Below are 17,521 nucleotides of genomic sequence, written 5' to 3'. Positions count from 1 at the left end.
GTCGATGGTCGGACGGGGCGGCGGTCAGCCGACGGCGGCGGTGTCGAGGTCGGGGTCGAGGTCGGGCTGGGCGACGGTGGCGTGCGGCAGCCGGACGGTGAACGCCGTCCGGCCCGGCACGCTGTCGACGGTGACCGTTCCGCCGTGCCCGGTGACGACGGCGCGGACGATGGCCAGGCCGAGGCCGGTGCTGCCCGCGGTCCGCGACCGCGAGGAGTCCCCGCGGGCGAACCGCTCGAAGACCGAGCCGAGCAGGTCCGGCGGGATCCCCGGGCCGTCGTCGACGACCTGCAGCACCGCGGTCCCGTCCTCGGCCCGCAGGCGGGTGACGGCGGTGGTGCCCGGCGGGGTGTGGGTGCGGACGTTGGCCAGCAGGTTCGCCAGCACCTGGTGCAGCCGGCTGTCGTCGCCCGGCACGAGGACGGCGGTGGCGGGCAGGTCGACGCGCCAGGCGTGCGCCGGACCCGCGGCGTGCGCGTCGCTGACGGTGTCCATGACCAGCGCGGTGAGGTCGACCGGCTCGCTGGCCAGCTCCCGGCCGGCGTCCAGCCGGGCCAGCAGGAGCAGGTCGTTGACCAGCCCCGACATCCGCACGGCCTCGGCCTCCACGCGGCGCAGCGCCTGGGCCACGTCGTCGGGCACCTCGCTGCTGCTGCGGCGCACCAGCTCCGCGTAGCCCCGGATGGAGGTGACCGGCGTCCGCAGCTCGTGGCTGGCGTCGGCGACGAACTGCCGGACCTGGGTCTCGGAGGCCTGCCGGGCGGCCAGCGACTCCTCGACGTGGTCCAGCAGGCGGTTGAGGGCGGTGCCCACCCGGCCGACCTCGGTGTGCGGGTCGGTGTCGGCGGCGGGCACGCGCTCGGCCAGGCGCACCTCGCCGCTGGAGAGGGGCAGCTCGGCCACCCGGCCGGCGGTGGCGGCGACGCGGTGCAGCGGCCGCAGCGTGCGGCCGATGACCACGAACCCCGCTCCCGCCGCGGCCAGCAGGCCGAGCAGCCCGACGCCGACCTCGACGGCGACCAGCCGGAGCAGCGCGCTGTGCGTCGGCCCGAGGGGCAGGCCGGTGACCAGCACGTCCCCGTCGGCGCCCGCGGTCGCGACCACGCGGTACTCCCCCAGGTCGGCACCCAGGTCGACGGTGCGCGGCCCGCCGTCGGCGGGCACGTCCGCGAGGACCTCCTGCTGCGGTCCGGTCAGCAGCCGCGCCTCGCCGCTGGCGGTGATCACCGCGGCCTCGGTCACCGCGCCGTCCTCGACCCGGGCCCCGAGCGTGCCGTCGCCCTGCCCCGGCGTGGCCAGGAAGTCCGGGCCGACGTCGTCCCAGCCCCCGGGTGGCCCGCCCGCGTCGGCGTGCGCCGAGCGGTCGACGGCGGCGGCCAGCCGGGTGTCGACCTGGTCGAGCATCTGGTCGTGCAGCACGGTCGTGGCGACGGCGCCGACGACGGCCACCACCACCGCGAGCGGCACGAGGAACACCGCCAGCAGCCGGGCCCGCAGCGACAGCCGACGGGCGGTCGCGGTTGTCATGGGCCCACGGTGAGCTGCGGGTCTGGACGTCGGCTGGACGCCGGGATGGAGATCGCTGGACCCCGGGACGACGGGGCTCACAGGCCCGTCACAGGTGGCGGGGTCAGGCTGCCCGTCTCCTGCGTCGCAGCCCCGAGAGGAGCAGGCCCATGCCACCCCTGACCGGCACGGACGGCTCGGTCCCGCCCGCACCGCCGACGTCGCCCCCGCCCGGGTCCGCGCCGGCGATGCGCGCCTCGGACGCCGACCGGTTCGCCACGGTCGGCGTCCTGCAGGACGCCGTCGCCCGCGGGCTGCTCCCCCCGGACGAGGGCAGTGAGCGGATGGCCGCCGCGTTCGGCGCCGTCCACCGGCGGGACCTCGAGCCGCTGACCGCCGACCTCCCGCCCGCGTCCTCCGCACCTGCCGCACCCGGGTGGCGACCCCTGGCGACCATGGCCGTCGAGCAGCTGCGGGCGTCCCTGACCGGCCCGGGTGCCCGGTTGTCCTCGGGTCGGGTGGTGGTGGCGGTCGCGGCCGCCGTCTGTCTGCTCTTCCTGTTCGGCTGGGTGTTGGGTGAGGTGCTGTTCGACGGCGGCGGGCGCGGCGGCTTCGGGCGCGGCTGAGGTCCCGATCCGCACTCCGGCAGGCCCATGTCAAGCCCCGGGCAGACCCTGTGGACAGCCGTCTAACCTGGAGATTCAGTCTGCGGCGGGGTCCTTGCGGCGGTAGGCTTCGAACGCCTGATCGAACCGCTGGGGAGGTGTCGTGGACGAGCTGCCGGAGGCGCTGCGGGCGCTGGCCGACGACCTCGACGCCCTGGGCGGGGAGGAGCTGGCGCCGCTGTTCGGGCCGGCGCTGCTGGTCCGGCTGCGCGGGCTGCTGGCCGCGCAGAACCGGCTGGCCGCCGAGGTGGCGCGCACGGTGGCCGAGTGCGAGGGCACCGGCGCGGCGGAGTTCGACGGGCTCAAGAGCATGGCGTCGTGGCTGCGCGGGCACGGGCACCTGTCGGTGGCCGAGGCCGGCCGGGTGGTCCGCGCCGGCCGGGCGCTGGAACACCTGCCGGCGGTGGCGGCGGCGTTCGCCGCCGGCGCGGTGACCGAGGGCCAGGTCGCACTCATCGAGCCGGTCACCCGCCCGCAGCCGCAGGCCGCCGCGGCCGCCGCCGGAGTCGACCTCGGCGAGGTCGACGCGGTGCTGGCCGACGTGGCCGCGCAGCGGCCGCACGACGAGCTGCGCCAGGTGGTGCACCACTACCTGGCCCGCCTCGACCCCGACGGACCCGAGCCCAATCCCACCGAGGAGCGGCGGCTGGCCATCGCCCGCCACGCCGACGGCAGCATCACCGGCCGGTTCGACCTCGATGCGGTGGGCGGGGAGAAGCTGGCCGCGGCGCTGGAGTCGGTGGTGCAGGCCGGCCGGTGCGCCGGCGATGACCGCTCCCGGCCGCAGCAGTTGGCCGACGCGCTGGTGCAGCTGTGCGACAACCAGTTGGCCGCCGGGTCGCTGCCGCAGCTGCGCGGACACAAGCCGCACGTGCTGGTCAAGGTCGCCCTGGCCGACCTGGTCGACCCCGGCACCGGCCGCGGCGCGGCCGACACCGGCTTCGGCGCCACCCTCTCCGCCGCCCGCGCCCGCTGGCTGGCCTGCGACGGACAGCTCACCCGCATCGTGCTCGGCCCCGACGGGCGGCCACTGGACTACGGCCGCACCCTCCGCCTGGTCCCACCGCACATCCGCCGCGCCGCGGAGGTCCGCGACGGCGGCTGCGTGTTCGCCGGCTGCGGCGCTCCCACCTGGTGGTGCGACGTGCACCACGTGCTGGAGTGGATCAACGGCGGCCACACGTCGCTGGAGAACTCCGCGCTGCTGTGCGAGCGGCACCACACCAAGGTCCACCACGGCTTCCGCGTCGAGCGACAACCCGACGGCCGATGGCGCACCTGGCGCCCCGACGGCACTCCGATCCACACCGGCCCGCTGCTCCCCGCCGCCGCCTGACCCACCCCGGGCCCGCCGCGGCCTGGCTGCAGCACGCCCCTGGTCGATGCACGGGGCCCGCACGCGACCGGCACCGCCTCCGTAGGGAGGCGGCGCCGCTCGGCGTGCGGCCGGTGGGTCGGGTGCCCGTCGCGCTGCTGCCGTCGGTCAGGCGCCCGTCGCGCTGCCGCGGTCGGTCGTGGGCAGGCAGTGCTGACGGCTCGTAGGCGCACCTGCCTGACTCCGCGCCTCAGGCCGCTCCCCGCTCGTTCCTCGCTGCGCGGCTCCCCCGGCTGTCGTCAGGCGTACCGCGCGACGAAGTTGGCCAGGATCCGGCCCGGCTCGTTCACCACCGCCAGCGAGAGGCGGGCTATGAGCTCGTCCATCTCCGACGGCGGGAAGTAGCCCGCGTGCTGGTAGACCCGCACCCGGGTGACGATGCCGGCGACGTCGAGCTCGGGGTGGAACTGGGTCGCGTAGACGTTGCTCTTCACCCGGAACATCTGCACCGGGCACGTCGCCGAGGTGGCCAGCAGCACCGCGGACGGCGGCAGCACACGGCAGGCCTCCTTGTGCCCGACGAGCGCGTCGAAGACGTCCGGCACCCCGGCCAGCAGCGGGTCGGCACGTCCGGCGGGGGTCAGCTCGATCGGCACGCAGGAGATCGGCTCGCCGTAGGTCCGGTCGACCACGCCGCCCTGGTGCACGCCGAGCGTCCCGACGCCGTAGCAGGCGCCGAGGAAGGGCAGGTCCCGGGCGACGACCTGGTCGAGCAGCGCGGCGAGCTCGGCCTCGACCCGGCGCTGGACGTCGGACTTGCCCTCGACCGGGTCGCTGGAGTTGAACGGCCCGCCGCCGAGGACGATCCCGGCGTAGTCGTCGAGGTCGAGCTCCGGCAGCGGACCGGCCTCCACGCGGATGCGCCGCAGCTGCCCCTCGGAGAGCCCCGTCAGGCGCAGCACCGCCGCGTACTCCTCGTCCGCGGCGACGTCCTCGGCCCGTGAGGCCAGCAGCAGGAAGGGCCTCACGGGCAGGGATGCTATGCCGAACACCCTGCCCCAGCAGCCCGCCGTCCTTCCGCACCCCCTGCGCCGGGAGTAGAAACGGCCCCATCCCGGCGCGACGGGCACCGTCCCCGCCGGCCCCGCGGAGGGGGTGCCCCACCCATGACGACCGACTCCGACCGGCGGTCACCGCCCTGCGCACTGGTCATCTTCGGCGCCTCGGGCGACCTGACCGCGCGCAAGCTCCTGCCGGCGGTCGAGCAGCTCGCCCGGTACGGCGCCCTCCCGGCGGAGGTGTCCCTGGTCGGCGTCGCCCGGACGCCGATGGACGACGAGCAGTTCCGGGCGTACTGCCGTGAGCGGGCCCCCGGGGAGGGCAACGCCCGCTGGGCCGCGCTCACGGCCGGCGCCCGGTACGTCGCCGGCGACTACGACGACCCCGCGACCCACGCCCGGCTGGCGGAGGTGCTCGGCTCGTGCGACCGCGACAGCGGCACCGCGGGCAACCGGGTGTACTACTTCGCCACTCCCCCGCGGCTGTTCGGCCCGATCGCGACCAGCCTCGGCAAGGCGGGGCTGAGCCGGCCCGCGAACGGCGACTTCGTCCGCGCGGTGATCGAGAAGCCGTTCGGCTGGGACGAGGACAGCGCCCGGGCGCTGTACGCGGACCTGACCTCGGCGTTCGACGAGGAGCAGATCTTCCGCATCGACCACTACCTGGCCAAGGAGACGGTGCAGAACCTGCTCGCGCTGCGGTTCGCCAACTCCGTGTTCGAGCCGATCTGGAACCGGACCTGGGTGGACGACGTGCAGATCACCGTCGCCGAGACGATCGGCGTCGGCAGCCGCGGCGGCTTCTACGAGACGGCCGGGGCGATGCGCGACATCGTCCAGAACCACGTCCTGCAGGTCCTCTCCCTGTTCCTCATGGAGCCCCCGACCTCCTTCCGCGCGGAGGCGATCCGGGACGAGAAGGTGAAGCTGCTGCGCGCCATCCGGCCGCTGGAGGACCCGGCCGACATCGCCGCCAACGCGGTGCGTGGCCAGTACACCCGCGGGGGCACCCGCGAGGACCTGATGCCCGGGTACCGGGACGAGCCGGGCGTGGACCCGCTGAGCTCGACGGAGACCTTCGTCGCGCTGCGGCTGGACATCGACAACTGGCGGTGGACGGGCGTGCCGGTCTTCGTGCGCACCGGCAAGCGGCTGCCCGCACGGGTCACCGAGGTCGCCATCGAGTTCCGCCGGCCACCGCAGCTGCCGCTGTTCCCCGGGACCGCCGCGCACCTGGAGCCCGACGCGCTCGTCGTCCGCGTGCAGCCTGACGAGGGGCTCAGCCTCCGGTTCGGGGCGAAGGTGCCCGGGCACGCGTTCCGGGTGCAGAAGGCGTCCATGGACTTCTCCTACGAGAGCTTCGAGGAGCAGTCCCCGGACGCCTACGAGCGGGTCATCCTCGACGCCCTGATCGGCGACCCGACCCTGTTCACCCGGGCCGACGAGGTGGGCCGGTCGTGGCGGATCGTCGACCCGGTGCTGCGGTACTGGGAGGCCGACCCGCAGCCAATCCCGCTGTACCAAGCGGCCACGTGGGGCCCGCCCGAGGCAGCCGCGCTCATCGCCCGGCACGGTCGCACCTGGCGGCGGCTGGGCTGAGCAGCAGCACCGACGACGGACGCCGACAAAGGCCTTCCCCCGGCAGCGCGTCCGTGGTCGACTGCGCTCCACCGCCGCGCCGGCGGGCCACCAGCACCTGGAGGCAGCGATGTCCCTGGAGCAGCTCGAGGTCGGGGAGCCGATCGAGGTCGGGGAGCGCAGGCGCACCGCCGCGCGCGCGGGCGCCGGGTCGGACCGCACGGCGCCGTGACCGCCACCGCGCCCCGCGGCACCGGGTCGGTGAGCCCGGGGAACGGCAACGGCGGACCGGCTCCGCGCCGCGCGTCGATCGCGGCCCGGACGCTGCGCACCGACCGCTGGTGGGTGCAACCGGCGATCACCGTCGTCGCGCTGCTGCTGTTCGTCGTCTACTCGACGTTCCGCGCCTTCCAGAACGCGTACTACTTCAGCGAGCCCTACATCTCGCCCTTCTACTCGCCGTGCATCACCACCGGCTGCGAGGGCGACACGTTCCCCGAGCTGTTCACCGGGCCGTCGTGGATCTCGCCGGCGATCTACATCCTCGTCGTCCCGCTGGGCTTCCGGCTGACCTGCTACTACTACCGGAAGGCCTACTACCGCTCGTTCTGGCTCTCCCCGCCGGCCTGCGCGGTCGCCGAGCCGCACCGGCGCTACACCGGCGAGACCCGCTTCCCGCTGATCGGGCAGAACGTGCACCGGTACTTCTTCTACCTGGGCCTGCTGTTCAACGTCGTCCTCACCTACGACGCCGTCCTGGCCTTCCGGGACGAGACCGGCGCCTGGGGGCACATGGGCCTGGGCACGCTGGTGCTGCTGGCCAACGCCGCCCTGCTGTGGCTGTACTCGCTGTCCTGCCACTCCTGCCGGCACGTCGTGGGCGGCCGGCTCAACTCCTTCTCCCGGCACCCGCTGCGGTACCGCGCCTGGACGCTCGTCTCGCGGCTCAACGGCAACCACATGAAGTACGCGTGGATCTCGCTGTTCGGCGTCGCCTTCGCCGACTTCTACGTCTTCCTCCTGGCCACCGGCACGATCTCGGATCTGAGGTTCTTCTGATGGAGCTCGAGAGGCACGACTACGACGTCGTCGTCGTGGGCGCCGGCGGGGCCGGGCTGCGGGCCGCCATCGCCGCCCACGAGGAGGGCGCGCGGACCGCCGTGGTCTGCAAGTCCCTGCTGGGCAAGGCGCACACGGTGATGGCCGAGGGCGGGATCGCCGCGGCCATGGGCAACGCCTGGCCCGACGACAACTGGCGGGTGCACTTCCGGGACACCATGCGCGGCGGGAAGATGCTCAACCACTGGCGCATGGCCCAGTTGCACGCGCAGGAGGCGCCCGACCGGGTGCACGAGCTCGAGGACTGGGGCGCGCTGTTCGACCGCACCCCCGACGGGCTGATCAGCCAGCGCGACTTCGGCGGCCACCGGTACGCCCGCCTCGCCCACGTCGGCGACCGCACCGGGCTCGAGCTGATCCGCACGCTCCAGCAGCGCACCGTCGCGCTCGGCATCGACGTCTACATGGAGTGCACGGTCACCCGGCTGCTCACCGACCCCGACGGCGTCACCGGCGCGTTCGGCTACTGGCGGGAGTCCGGCCGCTTCGTCGCCTGGCAGGCGCCCTCGGTGGTGCTGGCCACCGGCGGGATCGGCAAGGCGTACAAGGTCACCTCGAACTCCTGGGAGTACACCGGCGACGGCCACTCCCTGGCGCTGCAGGCCGGCGCCTCGCTGGTCAACATGGAGTTCGTGCAGTTCCACCCGACCGGCATGGTCTGGCCGCCGTCGGTGCGCGGGATCCTGGTGACCGAGAGCGTCCGCGGCGACGGCGGCGTGCTGAAGAACTCGTCGGGCAACCGCTTCATGTTCGACTACATCCCGGACTTCTTCCGCAAGGAGACCGCGGAGACCGAGGACGAGGCCGACCGCTGGTACGAGGACAAGAAGAACAACCGCCGACCGCCGGAGCTGCTGCCCCGCGACGAGGTGGCCCGCGCGATCAACAGCGAGGTCAAGGCCGGCCGTGGGTCCCCGCACGGCGGCGTCTTCCTCGACATCGCCTCGCGCCGCTCGGCCGACTACATCCGCCGGCGGCTGCCGTCGATGTACCACCAGTTCAAGGAGCTGGCCGACGTCGACATCACCGCCGAGGCGATGGAGGTCGGGCCCACCTGCCACTACGTGATGGGCGGGGTGGAGGTCGACCCCGACACCGCGGCCGCCCGGGTCCCGGGCCTGTTCGCGGCCGGCGAGGTCGCCGGCGGCATGCACGGCTCGAACCGGCTGGGCGGCAACTCGCTGTCGGACCTGCTGGTGTTCGGCCGGCGCGCCGGGGTGGCCGCCGCCGAGCACGCGCACAAGCGGGCCGGCCTGGTGCAGCTGGCCGACGCGGCGCTGGCCGACGCGGCGACCGCGGCGCTCGCGCCCTTCGAGCGGGAGGGCGGGGAGAACGCCTACACGGTGCAGCAGGAGCTGCAGCAGACGATGCACGACCTGGTCGGGATCATCCGCACCGAGCCGGAGATGGAGCAGGCGCTGGAGCGGATCGCGGCGCTCAAGCAGCGGGTCGCCGCGCTCTCCGTCGAGGGCCACCGCCAGTACAACCCGGGCTGGCACATCGCCCTGGACCTGCCGCACATGCTGGTGGTCAGCGAGTGCATCGCGCGGGCGGCGCTGGCGCGCGAGGAGAGCCGCGGCGGGCACACCCGCGACGACTTCCCCGCCGCCGACGCCGAGTGGGCGCGGACCAACCTCGTCTGCACCCGGACGCCGGACGGCGGGGTGACCGTGACCCGGCAGGCGCTGCCGGAGATGCCGCCCGAGCTCGCCGAGATCTTCGAGGAGCAGACGTGACCGAGCTCGCGAGGTCACGCAGAGACGCAGCACCGCCGGACACGAGTCCGACGAGCGCCAGCGAGGAGGACACGTGACCGAGCTCGCGAGGTCACGCAGAGACGCAGCACCGCCGGACACGAGTCCGACGAGCGCCAGCGAGGAGGACTCGTGACCGAGACGGCCGAGCCGAGTGTGAGGGCGATCGACGAGGGCGGGCAGCAGAGCAGCGGCGGCTACGACGCCACCTTCCGGGTCTGGCGCGGCGACGCGTCCGGCGGGGAGCTGCAGACCTTCACCGTCCCGGTCAACGAGGGCGAGGTGGTCCTCGACGTCATCCACCGGCTGCAGGCGACCCAGGCCGGGGACCTCGCCGTCCGGTGGAACTGCAAGGCCGGCAAGTGCGGGTCCTGCAGCGCCGAGGTCAACGGCCGCCCGCGGCTGATGTGCCTGACCCGGATGAGCACCTTCGCCGAGGACGAGACGGTCACCGTCACCCCGCTGCGGACCTTCCCGGTGATCCGCGACCTGGTCACCGACGTGTCCTACAACTACGAGAAGGCCGCGCAGATCCCGGCGTTCACCCCGCGGCCCCGCGACCCCGACGGCAACCACCGCATGCAGCAGGTGGACGTCGAGCGCCCGCAGGAGTTCCGCAAGTGCATCGAGTGCTGGCTGTGCCAGGACACCTGCCACGTCATCCGCGACCACGAGGAGAACAAGCGCGCCTTCGCCGGGCCGCGGTTCCTCATCCGGCTGGCCGAGCTGGACATGCACCCGCTGGACGTGCGCGACCGCCGCAACGCCGCGCAGGAGGAGTTCGGGCTGGGCTACTGCAACATCACCAAGTGCTGCAGCGAGGTCTGCCCGGAGGGCATCCACCTCACCGACAACGGGATCATCCCGCTCAAGGAGCGCGTGGTGGACCGCAAGTACGACCCGCTGACCTGGCTCGGATCGAGGATCCGGCGGCGCCCGCGCGAGTAGGCGGCGCCCGCGCGATGAGACAGCGCCCGCGAGTAGTCAGTCCTGCCCCGCGGCCGCCCGCCGCTCGGCGCCGCTCTCACCGGCGTCCCCGGGGTCGTCGCCCCCCGCGACGCGGCCGACGAAGCCGCCGGCCGCACCCGTGCCCGTCGTGCTGCCGGCGTCCGGGGCGTCGCTGTCCCCACCGCCCTGCGCCCGCGTCAGCGCCTCGGCGTCGTCGCGGTCGACGTCCTCTTCACCGGGCCGGGGATCGGGTTCCATCACGCGTCCTCCGTCGGGTGCGTGCCTCGCTGGCCGCCCGGTGCGTACCCGGCTCCGAACCGGATGATCCCCCTGGTCACAGCCGTCACAGCCGACCTGGGCGGTTGGCGAGACCTGCCAGCGGAGCCTCACCACTTCGTGGGACCTGACGCACAGTTCCCGGGGGGCGGAAGCCGATAGTGCGGTCATGGCACGCCGCCTCTCCCTCGCGCGTACCGCACCCCAGCCCCGGGTCGCCCCCGCATCGGCCCCCGCCCCGTGGTGGCGGGACGCGGTCGTCTACCAGGTGTACCTGCGCTCCTTCGCCGACAGCGACGGCGACGGGATCGGCGACCTGCGGGGCCTGCGCCAGCGACTGCCCTACCTGGCCTGGCTCGGCGTGGACGCGGTCTGGATCAACCCGCACTACCCCTCCGGGGGTGCCGACGGCGGCTACGACGTCGTCGACTACCGGGCGGTGGACCCCGACTACGGCGACGTGTCCGACCTCGAGGCCGTGGTGGCCGACGCCCGCCGGCTGGGCCTGCGGGTCGTGCTCGACGTCGTCCCCAACCACACCTCCGACCGGCACCGGTGGTTCCAGGCGGCGCTCGCCGACCCGGACTGCCCCGAGGCCGGCCGCTACCACTTCGCGCCGCCGTCGGAGGAGCCGCCGAACAACTGGCAGTCGCTCTTCGGCGGGCCGGCCTGGTCGCGCACCCCGGACGGGCGCTGGTACCTGCACCTGTTCGCCCCCGAGCAGCCCGACCTGAACTGGCGCGACCCGGCCGTCGCCGCCGACTTCGAGGAGACACTGCGGTTCTGGCTGGACCGCGGGGTCAGCGGCTTCCGGGTGGACGTGGCCTACGGGCTGTTCAAGGACGCGCAGCTGCGGGACAACCCCGGGGCCTACTCCCCCACGCTGTTCGGTCACGGCCCCGAGCAGGCCATGACCTGGAACCAGCCCGAGGTGCACGACGTGTGGCGGCGCTGGCGGGCCATCTGCGACGAGTACCCGGAGACCATGCTGGTCGGCGAGGTCTGCCTGGCCGACCTCGAGCAGGTCGCGCTGTACTCGCGGCCCGACGAGATGCACCAGTCGCTGTCCTTCCGGCTGCTCAAGTCGCCGTGGGACACCGGGTCGTTCGCCGAGGCGATCACCTCCGCGCTCGACGCGTTCGGTGGCGTCGGCGCGCCGGTCTCCTGGGTGCTGGGCAACCACGACAAGGACCGCCAGGTCACCCGCTTCGGCGGCGGGACGATCGGCCGCACCCGCGCCCGCGCCGCGGCCCTCCTGCTGCTGGCCCTGCCCGGGTCGGCCTACCTCTACGCCGGGGACGAGCTGGGCCTGCCGCAGGCGGTCGTCCCGGACGAGGCCAAGCGCGACCCGATCTTCTTCCGCAGCGGCGGCGCCCGGGCCGGGCGGGACGGCTGCCGCGTCCCGATGCCGTGGAACACCACCCCGGGGGTCGGGTTCTCCGCCGGGGGCGCCGCCGAGCCGTGGCTGCCCATCCCCCGGGACTGGCGCCGGCACGCGGTGTCGCTGCAGGCCGGCCAGGGCGGGTCGGCGCTCACGCTGCACCGGCGGGCGCTGGCCCTGCGCAAGGCCCACCCCGCGTTCGGCTCCGGCGAGGCGACGGTCACCACGCAGGGCGACGTCCTGACCGTGCGCAGCACCGGGTCCGGCGAGACCGTGCGGTGCGTGGTCAACATGGGCGCCGAGTCGGCGCTCACGGCCTGCCCGGGCAGCGTGCTGCTGGCCTCGACCACCGGCGTCCGGCAGTCCGGCGACAGCGTCGTCCTGCCGCCGAACAGCGCCGTCTGGGTCCTGGAGGACTGATCCGGCGCCTGTGGACTCGCCCACAGGCGCGCGCGTTTTCGTGCACGGTGTGCAAAGCTGCACGGCGTGCACGATGAGGGCGGGCTGCGGGAGCGCAAGAAGGCCGACACCCGGCGCCGGCTGACCGAGGCGGCCCGGGAGCTGGTGCTCACCCACGGCCTGGACGGCGTGACGGTCGAGCAGGTCTGCGGCCGCGCCGGCGTCTCCCTGCGGACCTTCTTCAACTACTTCGAGTCCAAGGAGCAGGCCGTCCTCGGCCCGCAGCCGCAGGTCGGGACGCCGGAGGGCCGGGCCGCCTTCGTCGCCGGCGGCCCCACCGGGGACCTGCTGGCCGACCTCCTGGACCTGCTCGACCCGACGCCGCAGTTCGACGAGGTGGGCCGGGCCGGCCTGCAGACCGTCGTCGCCCTCGCCGAGCGGGAGCCGCGGCTGCTGGCCGCCCACATCGCGCGGGAGGTCTCCTCCGAGCAGGAGATCGCCGGCCTGCTGGCCCGCCGGCGCGGGCTGGCCGCGCCCGACACCGGCTGCACGGCGACGGCGGCGGCCGCGCAGGCCCTCGTGCGGACGGCGGCCCGCGCCTGGTTCGACGCCGACGACGGCACCCCGCTGCACGACGCACTCCAGGGGACGAGGACCGCCTTCCTCGCCGCCCTGCACACCGCGCCGACGGACTCGGCACCAGCACCGGAGCAGGGAGCACGTTGACCACCCCGACCACCGACTCGGCGCCGATCGTCCTGACCCGGCGCCGGATCAACCTCATCTTCTCGGCCCTCGTCGCCGGCATGCTCGTCTCGAGCCTCGACCAGACGATCGTCTCCACGGCGATGCCCACGATCGTCGGCGACCTCGGCGGCGTCTCGCACATGGCCTGGGTGACCACCGCCTACCTGCTGGCCAGCACGCTGGTCATGCCGATCTACGGCAAGTTCGGCGACCTGTGGGGCCGCCGCACCCTCTTCCTGCTCGCGATCGGCCTGTTCACCGTCGCGAGCGCGGGGGCGGCGCTGTCGCCGGACTTCACCTGGTTCGTGATCTGGCGCGGGGTCCAGGGCCTCGGCGGCGGCGGGATGATGATCCTGTCGCAGGCGATCATCGCCGACGTCGTCCCCGCCCGGGAGCGCGGCAAGTACATGGGCCCGCTGGGCGCCGTCTTCGGCCTCTCCGCCGTCGCCGGGCCGCTGGTCGGCGGCTGGCTGACCGACTCGCCGAGCCTGGGCTGGCAGTGGTGCTTCTGGATCAACGTGCCGGTCGGCGTCGCCGCGCTGCTCATCGGCTGGTTCGCGCTGAGCCTGCCGCGGAAGCGGAACACCGAGCCGGTCGACTACGCCGGCATCGTCACCCTGTCGGCCGCGACGACCTCGCTGATCTTCTTCACCGACTTCGGCGGCGACTGGGGCTGGACCGACCCGTGGACGCTGGCGCTCATGGCGGCGTTCGTCGTCTCGGCGTTCCTCTTCGTGCTGGTCGAGCACCGGGCCGCCCAGCCGATCATCCCGATGTCGCTGTTCCGCAACGGCACCTTCGTCGTCACCACGGCCCTCGGCGCCGCCGTCGGCCTGGGCATGTTCTCGGCGATCGCCTTCATGCCGACGTTCCTGCAGATGGCCTCGGGCACCTCGGCGGCCAACTCCGGCCTGCTGATGCTGCCGATGATGGGCGGTCTGTTCATCACGGTGATCGGCTCGGGCATCGCGACGACGAAGACCGGCCGGTACAAGGCCTTCCCGATCGCCGGCGTGCTCATCGTGGCCGCCGCGATGGTGTGGATGACCAGCCTCTCCGGGCAGACCTCGCTGTTCACCATCTGCGCGATGCTGTTCGTCATCGGCCTGGGGCTCGGCCTGATCATGCAGATCGTGGTGCTGGTGGCGCAGAACGCCGTCCCGCCGTCGGACCTCGGCTCGGCCACCGCCACCAACAACTACTTCCGCGAGGTCGGCGCCACCCTCGGCGTGGCGATCTTCGGGACGATCTTCACCAGCCGGCTCGCCGAGAACCTCGGCGGCGCCCTGCAGGCCAACGCCGAGCAGGCGGTGACGGCGGGCATCACCTCGCCCGACAGCCTGGTGCCGCAGGCGGTGAAGGCGGCCGGCGAGCCGCTGCGCACCGCGATCGTCGACTCCTACGCCGACGCGCTGGCGCCGGTGTTCGCCTACCTGCTGCCGGCGTTCGCGATCGCGCTGGTGCTGGCGTTCCTGCTCAAGGAGATCCCGCTGTCCGACGTCGCCGGGATGGTGGCCCGCGGGGAGGCCGTCGAGGACCCGTCGCTGCGCGGGTCCGCCCGCGCCGACGACGAGCCGGCGGCCGCCGTGCCCGCCCGGCGCGCGGCCGACGAGGAGGAGTCCTCCGCGGTCCCGAGCTGACCGCCGGCTCCGGCGCCGGGGAGTCCCCGGCGCCGGAGCCGTCCCCGGTCAGGACGGCGGCACCAGCGCGACGGCGTCCAGGGCGGTCAGCGCCCCCAGCTCGTCGGCGACCATGACGATCCCGGTGATCCGCCCGCCGTCCAGGGTGAGGACGTCGACCACCCGCAGCACGAGCTCGCGGCCGGTCGGCTCGAGCACCCCCGCGGTCGTCGTCCACGGCCCCACCTGCCGACCGGACATCCGGAAGGCGACGGCGACCTGCGCCCCGCCGTCCACCACCGCCAGCACGTCGGCGTGCAGCCGGTCGAAGGTCCCCTGGACGGCGCGGGCCCGGGTCACCAGGTCCTCGACGGCCACCGGCACGCCGTTGACCCGCACCGGGTCGGCGTAGAGCTCCCGGAACGCGGCCGCGGGGTCGTCGGGCAGCGGGTCGCTCCACAGCCGCAGCAGCCGCTGCACGTCGAAGGCCACGGGATCAGGGTGGGAGCCCGCCCGGCCGGTCACCAGGGTCCTGCGTCAGCCGGGATCGGGCTGCAGCGTCGCGGTGCGGCCGAGGACGACGGAGAGGACGAGCGCGGCCACGGTCAGCCCGCCGGCGAGCAGCACCACCGCCGGCCAGCGGCCACCGTCCCAGGCCACGCCGGCCAGCGTGCCGCCCAGCGACGAGCCGACGTAGTACCAGAACGAGTACAGCGAGGCCGCCTGACCGACCGCCCGGCCGCCCGACGCCGCCCGCAGCGCCACCCAGCCGCTGGCCACGCCGTGGGCGGCGAAGAAGCCGACGGTGAGCACGCACAGGCCGACGACGAACCAGGCCAGCGGCGCGGCCAGGGTCAACGCCACCCCGCCGGCCATCACGGCCACCGCCACCGGCACCACCGGCCGCCGCCCGAACCGCCCGGCGAGCTCGCCGCCGACCGCGGAGCTGGCCGACCCGAGCAGGTAGGCGAGGAAGACCAGGCCGGCCAGCGCGGGGGCCAGCCCGTACGGCGGGGACTCCAGCCGGAACGTGGCGGCGTTGTAGACGGCCACGAACGAGCCCATGAGCAGTGCCGCGAGGCCGTAGAGGCCCAGCAGCACCGGGTCGGTGAAGCCGGCGAGCAGCTGGCGCACCACCGGGACCGAGCGCGGCACCCGCACGAACCGGCGGGACGCCGGCAGCAGCAGCCGGACCGCCACCGCGCAGCCCACCCCCAGCGCCGCGATGCCGCCGGCCGCCGTCCGCCAGCCGCCGAGGTCGACCAGCAGCCCGCCGAGCAGCCGGCCGGTCAGCCCGCCGATCGCGTTGCCGCTGACGAACAGGCCGATCGCCCGCGCGCTGACCGAGGCGTGCAGCTCCTCCCGCAGGTAGGCCGCCGCGACCGCGGGCAGCCCGGCCAGCGCGAAGCCCTGCAGCGCGCGCAGCACCAGCAGCACCGGCCAGGACGGCGCGAGGGCGACCAGCGCCGCCAGGAGCGCCGAGGCCGCCAGGCTGCCGTGCAGCAGCGTCGTCCGCCCGCGCCGGTCCGACAGCGGACCGAGCACCAGCAGCCCGGCGGCGAGGCCGGCGGTGGCGACGGAGACGGCGAGGGTGGAGGCCGCCGGCGAGATGCCGAAGGACCGCGTGAGCTCGGGCAGCAGGACCTGCGGCAGGTAGAGCATCGCGAACACCGCGATCCCCGCCAGGAAGATCGCCAGGGAGGCGCGGCGGAACCCCCGCTCGCCGGCCCGGTGCCCCTGGTGGTCGGGCGGTCGCGGGTCCACGGCCCGACTGTGCGCCTATGACGGGGCCCACCGCGCGGCGGCCCCGGGGCGGGCTCAGCGCCTCGGACCGGGACCCGGCCCCTCAGGCCGGTATCGGCACCGGCGACCGGTCGCGGGCGCCCAGCACGTGGTGGTCCAGCCGGAGCCGGGTCAGCGCCGCGTGCAACGCCGGGGACGTCCCGAGGATCGTCAGCCGGCGGCCGTGCCGGATCGCCCGGCGGTAGGCGGCGCCGATGGCGCGCAGGGCCGCGTGGTCGGCCACGGTCAGCCCGGAGGCGTCCACGATCCACTCGGGGCAGCCGCCGGCGAGCAGTGCCGAGACGGCGTCGCCCAGCAGGGAGGCGGTCCGGCGGTCGAGCCGGCCGGACAGCACGGCTCGGCCGGCCGCGGGGTCCACCACGATGCGGAACGGCGCCCCGGGGCCGGCCGGGGAAGGAGGCTGGCTGGACATCATCACCTCGACGGCGAGGGAGACCAACCGTCGACCGGGCCGGCGCGTCCGCTCGCGAGGAGCCACAGGCCGCCGTCTGGACCCGACGGGGAGTGTATCGGAACGGCTTCGTTCCGGCCAGGGACGTAGGGCTCTGCCCCAGGTGAGGCGGCCGCCGGGTGAGGCCGACGGTGGCCGGCCGCCGGGTCAGGTCCGCGGCACCTGCCGGGTCAGGTCCGCGGCACCTCCGGCGAGGGCGCCGGGGCGCGGCGCTCCTGGGGCGGGACGACGTCGGTGACGTCGACCCTGCCCGTGCCGCCGGGGACCTCGCCGGCCGCGGTCCGCCCGACCTGCCGCAGCGTGAAGGCCAGCATGATCGACGAGATGCCGCGGAACAGCGCCATGACGCCGACCCAGAACAGGATGAGGAAGGTGCGGCGCGCGAGGGTGTCGGTCGGGTCGTCGGCGGACACCCACAGCGCGAGCAGCAGGAGCGCCACCCCGCTGACCAGGCCGGTCCACCAGTACGGGGTCTCCCCCCGGGAGGCGACGCCGCGGACGATGTCGAACGTCCCGGCGAACAGCAGCACCAGGCCGAGCACCGAGGCCAGCGCGAAGAACGTGTTGACCGGGCGGATGAACGCCCACAGCCCGGCCAGGACGAAGAGGAACCCCAGCACGTAGTGCAGGACCTTCCAGCCGCCGGTCACCAGGCTCGCCAGCGCGGCCTCGTTCACCCCGGCCGCCACGAAGACGATGCCCAGCAGCGCCCCGACCGCCGCCAGGGAGCCGACGTCGGCCCGCAGCACGACCCACGCGAGGAGCAGCCAGGCCACTCCGACGACCAGCATCACCCACCAGTAGCGGGCCGTGCCCCGCAGCAGCATCCGGGCCGGTTCGTCCAGGCCCGTGCGTCCTCCGGCTTCCATGGCTCCTCCCACTCCTCGCCCGGCGCACCGGCG

Annotated in this window: 16 protein-coding genes; 9 read left to right on the top strand and 7 right to left on the bottom strand. The window is 74.6% G+C overall.

What is annotated here, in order from left to right; translation table 11 throughout:
- Positions 1-24: 24 nt before the first annotated feature.
- Entirely contained in the window at positions 25-1,527 is a 1,503-nt protein-coding gene (locus tag ACI789_RS15280) for a sensor histidine kinase (protein WP_457010230.1), read from the bottom strand.
- A gap of 149 nt (positions 1,528-1,676) precedes the next feature.
- Here ACI789_RS15280 and ACI789_RS15275 point away from each other — a divergent pair, with 149 nt between their 5' ends.
- Together ACI789_RS15275 and ACI789_RS15270 are read left to right on the top strand one after the other, a co-directional pair.
- On the top strand, positions 1,677-2,132 hold the full coding sequence (locus tag ACI789_RS15275; RefSeq protein ID WP_457010229.1) for a DUF1707 SHOCT-like domain-containing protein: 456 nt from the start codon (positions 1,677-1,679) through the stop codon (positions 2,130-2,132).
- 142 nt (positions 2,133-2,274) lie between these two features.
- Positions 2,275-3,507, top strand: a complete 1,233-nt coding sequence (locus ACI789_RS15270) for a DUF222 domain-containing protein (RefSeq protein ID WP_457010228.1) — start codon at positions 2,275-2,277, stop codon at positions 3,505-3,507.
- Positions 3,508-3,785: 278 nt separating this feature from the next.
- On the opposite strand, the gene ACI789_RS15265 is transcribed toward ACI789_RS15270, so the two are convergent.
- On the bottom strand, positions 3,786-4,514 hold the full coding sequence (locus ACI789_RS15265) for a glutamine amidotransferase (protein WP_457010227.1): 729 nt from the start codon (positions 4,512-4,514) through the stop codon (positions 3,786-3,788).
- Positions 4,515-4,652: 138 nt separating this feature from the next.
- Here ACI789_RS15265 and zwf point away from each other — a divergent pair, with 138 nt between their 5' ends.
- From zwf to ACI789_RS15245, 4 genes are all read left to right on the top strand, one after another.
- Positions 4,653-6,143 (top strand): glucose-6-phosphate dehydrogenase, encoded by a 1,491-nt coding sequence (gene zwf / locus ACI789_RS15260; RefSeq protein ID WP_457010226.1) that lies wholly within the window; start codon positions 4,653-4,655, stop codon positions 6,141-6,143.
- 207 nt (positions 6,144-6,350) lie between these two features.
- Positions 6,351-7,181 carry a hypothetical protein gene (locus ACI789_RS15255; RefSeq protein ID WP_457010225.1) on the top strand — a complete coding sequence of 277 codons (831 nt, stop codon included), beginning with the start codon at positions 6,351-6,353 and terminating at the stop codon, positions 7,179-7,181.
- Complete coding sequence (locus tag ACI789_RS15250) at positions 7,181-8,977, top strand: fumarate reductase/succinate dehydrogenase flavoprotein subunit (protein ID WP_457010224.1); 1,797 nt, start codon at positions 7,181-7,183, stop codon at positions 8,975-8,977. Before ACI789_RS15255 ends, ACI789_RS15250 begins: the two co-directional genes overlap by 1 nt.
- A 150-nt stretch (positions 8,978-9,127) precedes the next feature.
- On the top strand, positions 9,128-9,943 hold the full coding sequence (locus ACI789_RS15245; protein ID WP_457010223.1) for a succinate dehydrogenase/fumarate reductase iron-sulfur subunit: 816 nt from the start codon (positions 9,128-9,130) through the stop codon (positions 9,941-9,943).
- 36 nt (positions 9,944-9,979) lie between these two features.
- On the opposite strand, the gene ACI789_RS15240 is transcribed toward ACI789_RS15245, so the two are convergent.
- On the bottom strand, positions 9,980-10,201 hold the full coding sequence (locus tag ACI789_RS15240) for a hypothetical protein (RefSeq protein ID WP_456920072.1): 222 nt from the start codon (positions 10,199-10,201) through the stop codon (positions 9,980-9,982).
- A 187-nt stretch (positions 10,202-10,388) separates the two neighbouring features.
- On the opposite strand from ACI789_RS15240, the gene ACI789_RS15235 reads away from it, so the two are divergent.
- From ACI789_RS15235 to ACI789_RS15225, 3 genes are all read left to right on the top strand, one after another.
- The gene (locus ACI789_RS15235) at positions 10,389-12,020 is read left to right on the top strand and encodes a glycoside hydrolase family 13 protein (protein ID WP_456920071.1); all 1,632 of its coding nucleotides are present in this window, start codon (positions 10,389-10,391) and stop codon (positions 12,018-12,020) included.
- 66 nt (positions 12,021-12,086) lie between these two features.
- The gene (locus tag ACI789_RS15230; RefSeq protein ID WP_457010222.1) at positions 12,087-12,725 is read left to right on the top strand and encodes a TetR/AcrR family transcriptional regulator; all 639 of its coding nucleotides are present in this window, start codon (positions 12,087-12,089) and stop codon (positions 12,723-12,725) included.
- Positions 12,722-14,386 (top strand): MDR family MFS transporter, encoded by a 1,665-nt coding sequence (locus ACI789_RS15225; RefSeq protein ID WP_457010221.1) that lies wholly within the window; start codon positions 12,722-12,724, stop codon positions 14,384-14,386. Before ACI789_RS15230 ends, ACI789_RS15225 begins: the two co-directional genes overlap by 4 nt.
- Before the next feature lie 48 nt (positions 14,387-14,434).
- On the opposite strand, the gene ACI789_RS15220 is transcribed toward ACI789_RS15225, so the two are convergent.
- The 4 genes from ACI789_RS15220 to ACI789_RS15205 all read right to left on the bottom strand — a co-directional run bounded on the left by ACI789_RS15220 (position 14,435) and on the right by ACI789_RS15205 (position 17,488).
- The gene (locus tag ACI789_RS15220) at positions 14,435-14,857 is read right to left on the bottom strand and encodes a nuclear transport factor 2 family protein (protein WP_457010220.1); all 423 of its coding nucleotides are present in this window, start codon (positions 14,855-14,857) and stop codon (positions 14,435-14,437) included.
- A 45-nt stretch (positions 14,858-14,902) separates the two neighbouring features.
- Entirely contained in the window at positions 14,903-16,129 is a 1,227-nt protein-coding gene (locus tag ACI789_RS15215) for an MFS transporter (protein ID WP_457010219.1), read from the bottom strand.
- Between the two features lie 82 nt (positions 16,130-16,211).
- The gene (locus ACI789_RS15210) at positions 16,212-16,580 is read right to left on the bottom strand and encodes an STAS domain-containing protein (RefSeq protein ID WP_457010218.1); all 369 of its coding nucleotides are present in this window, start codon (positions 16,578-16,580) and stop codon (positions 16,212-16,214) included.
- A gap of 209 nt (positions 16,581-16,789) precedes the next feature.
- A complete protein-coding gene (locus tag ACI789_RS15205; protein WP_457010217.1) occupies positions 16,790-17,488 on the bottom strand; it encodes an HdeD family acid-resistance protein in 699 nt (232 codons plus the stop codon).
- Positions 17,489-17,521 lie beyond the last annotated feature (33 nt).

The sequence above is a fragment of the Geodermatophilus sp. SYSU D00965 genome, assembly GCF_054050075.1.
The sequence above is the reverse complement of the archived record's forward strand: the minus strand, read 5'-3'. Positions and strand labels throughout refer to the sequence as shown.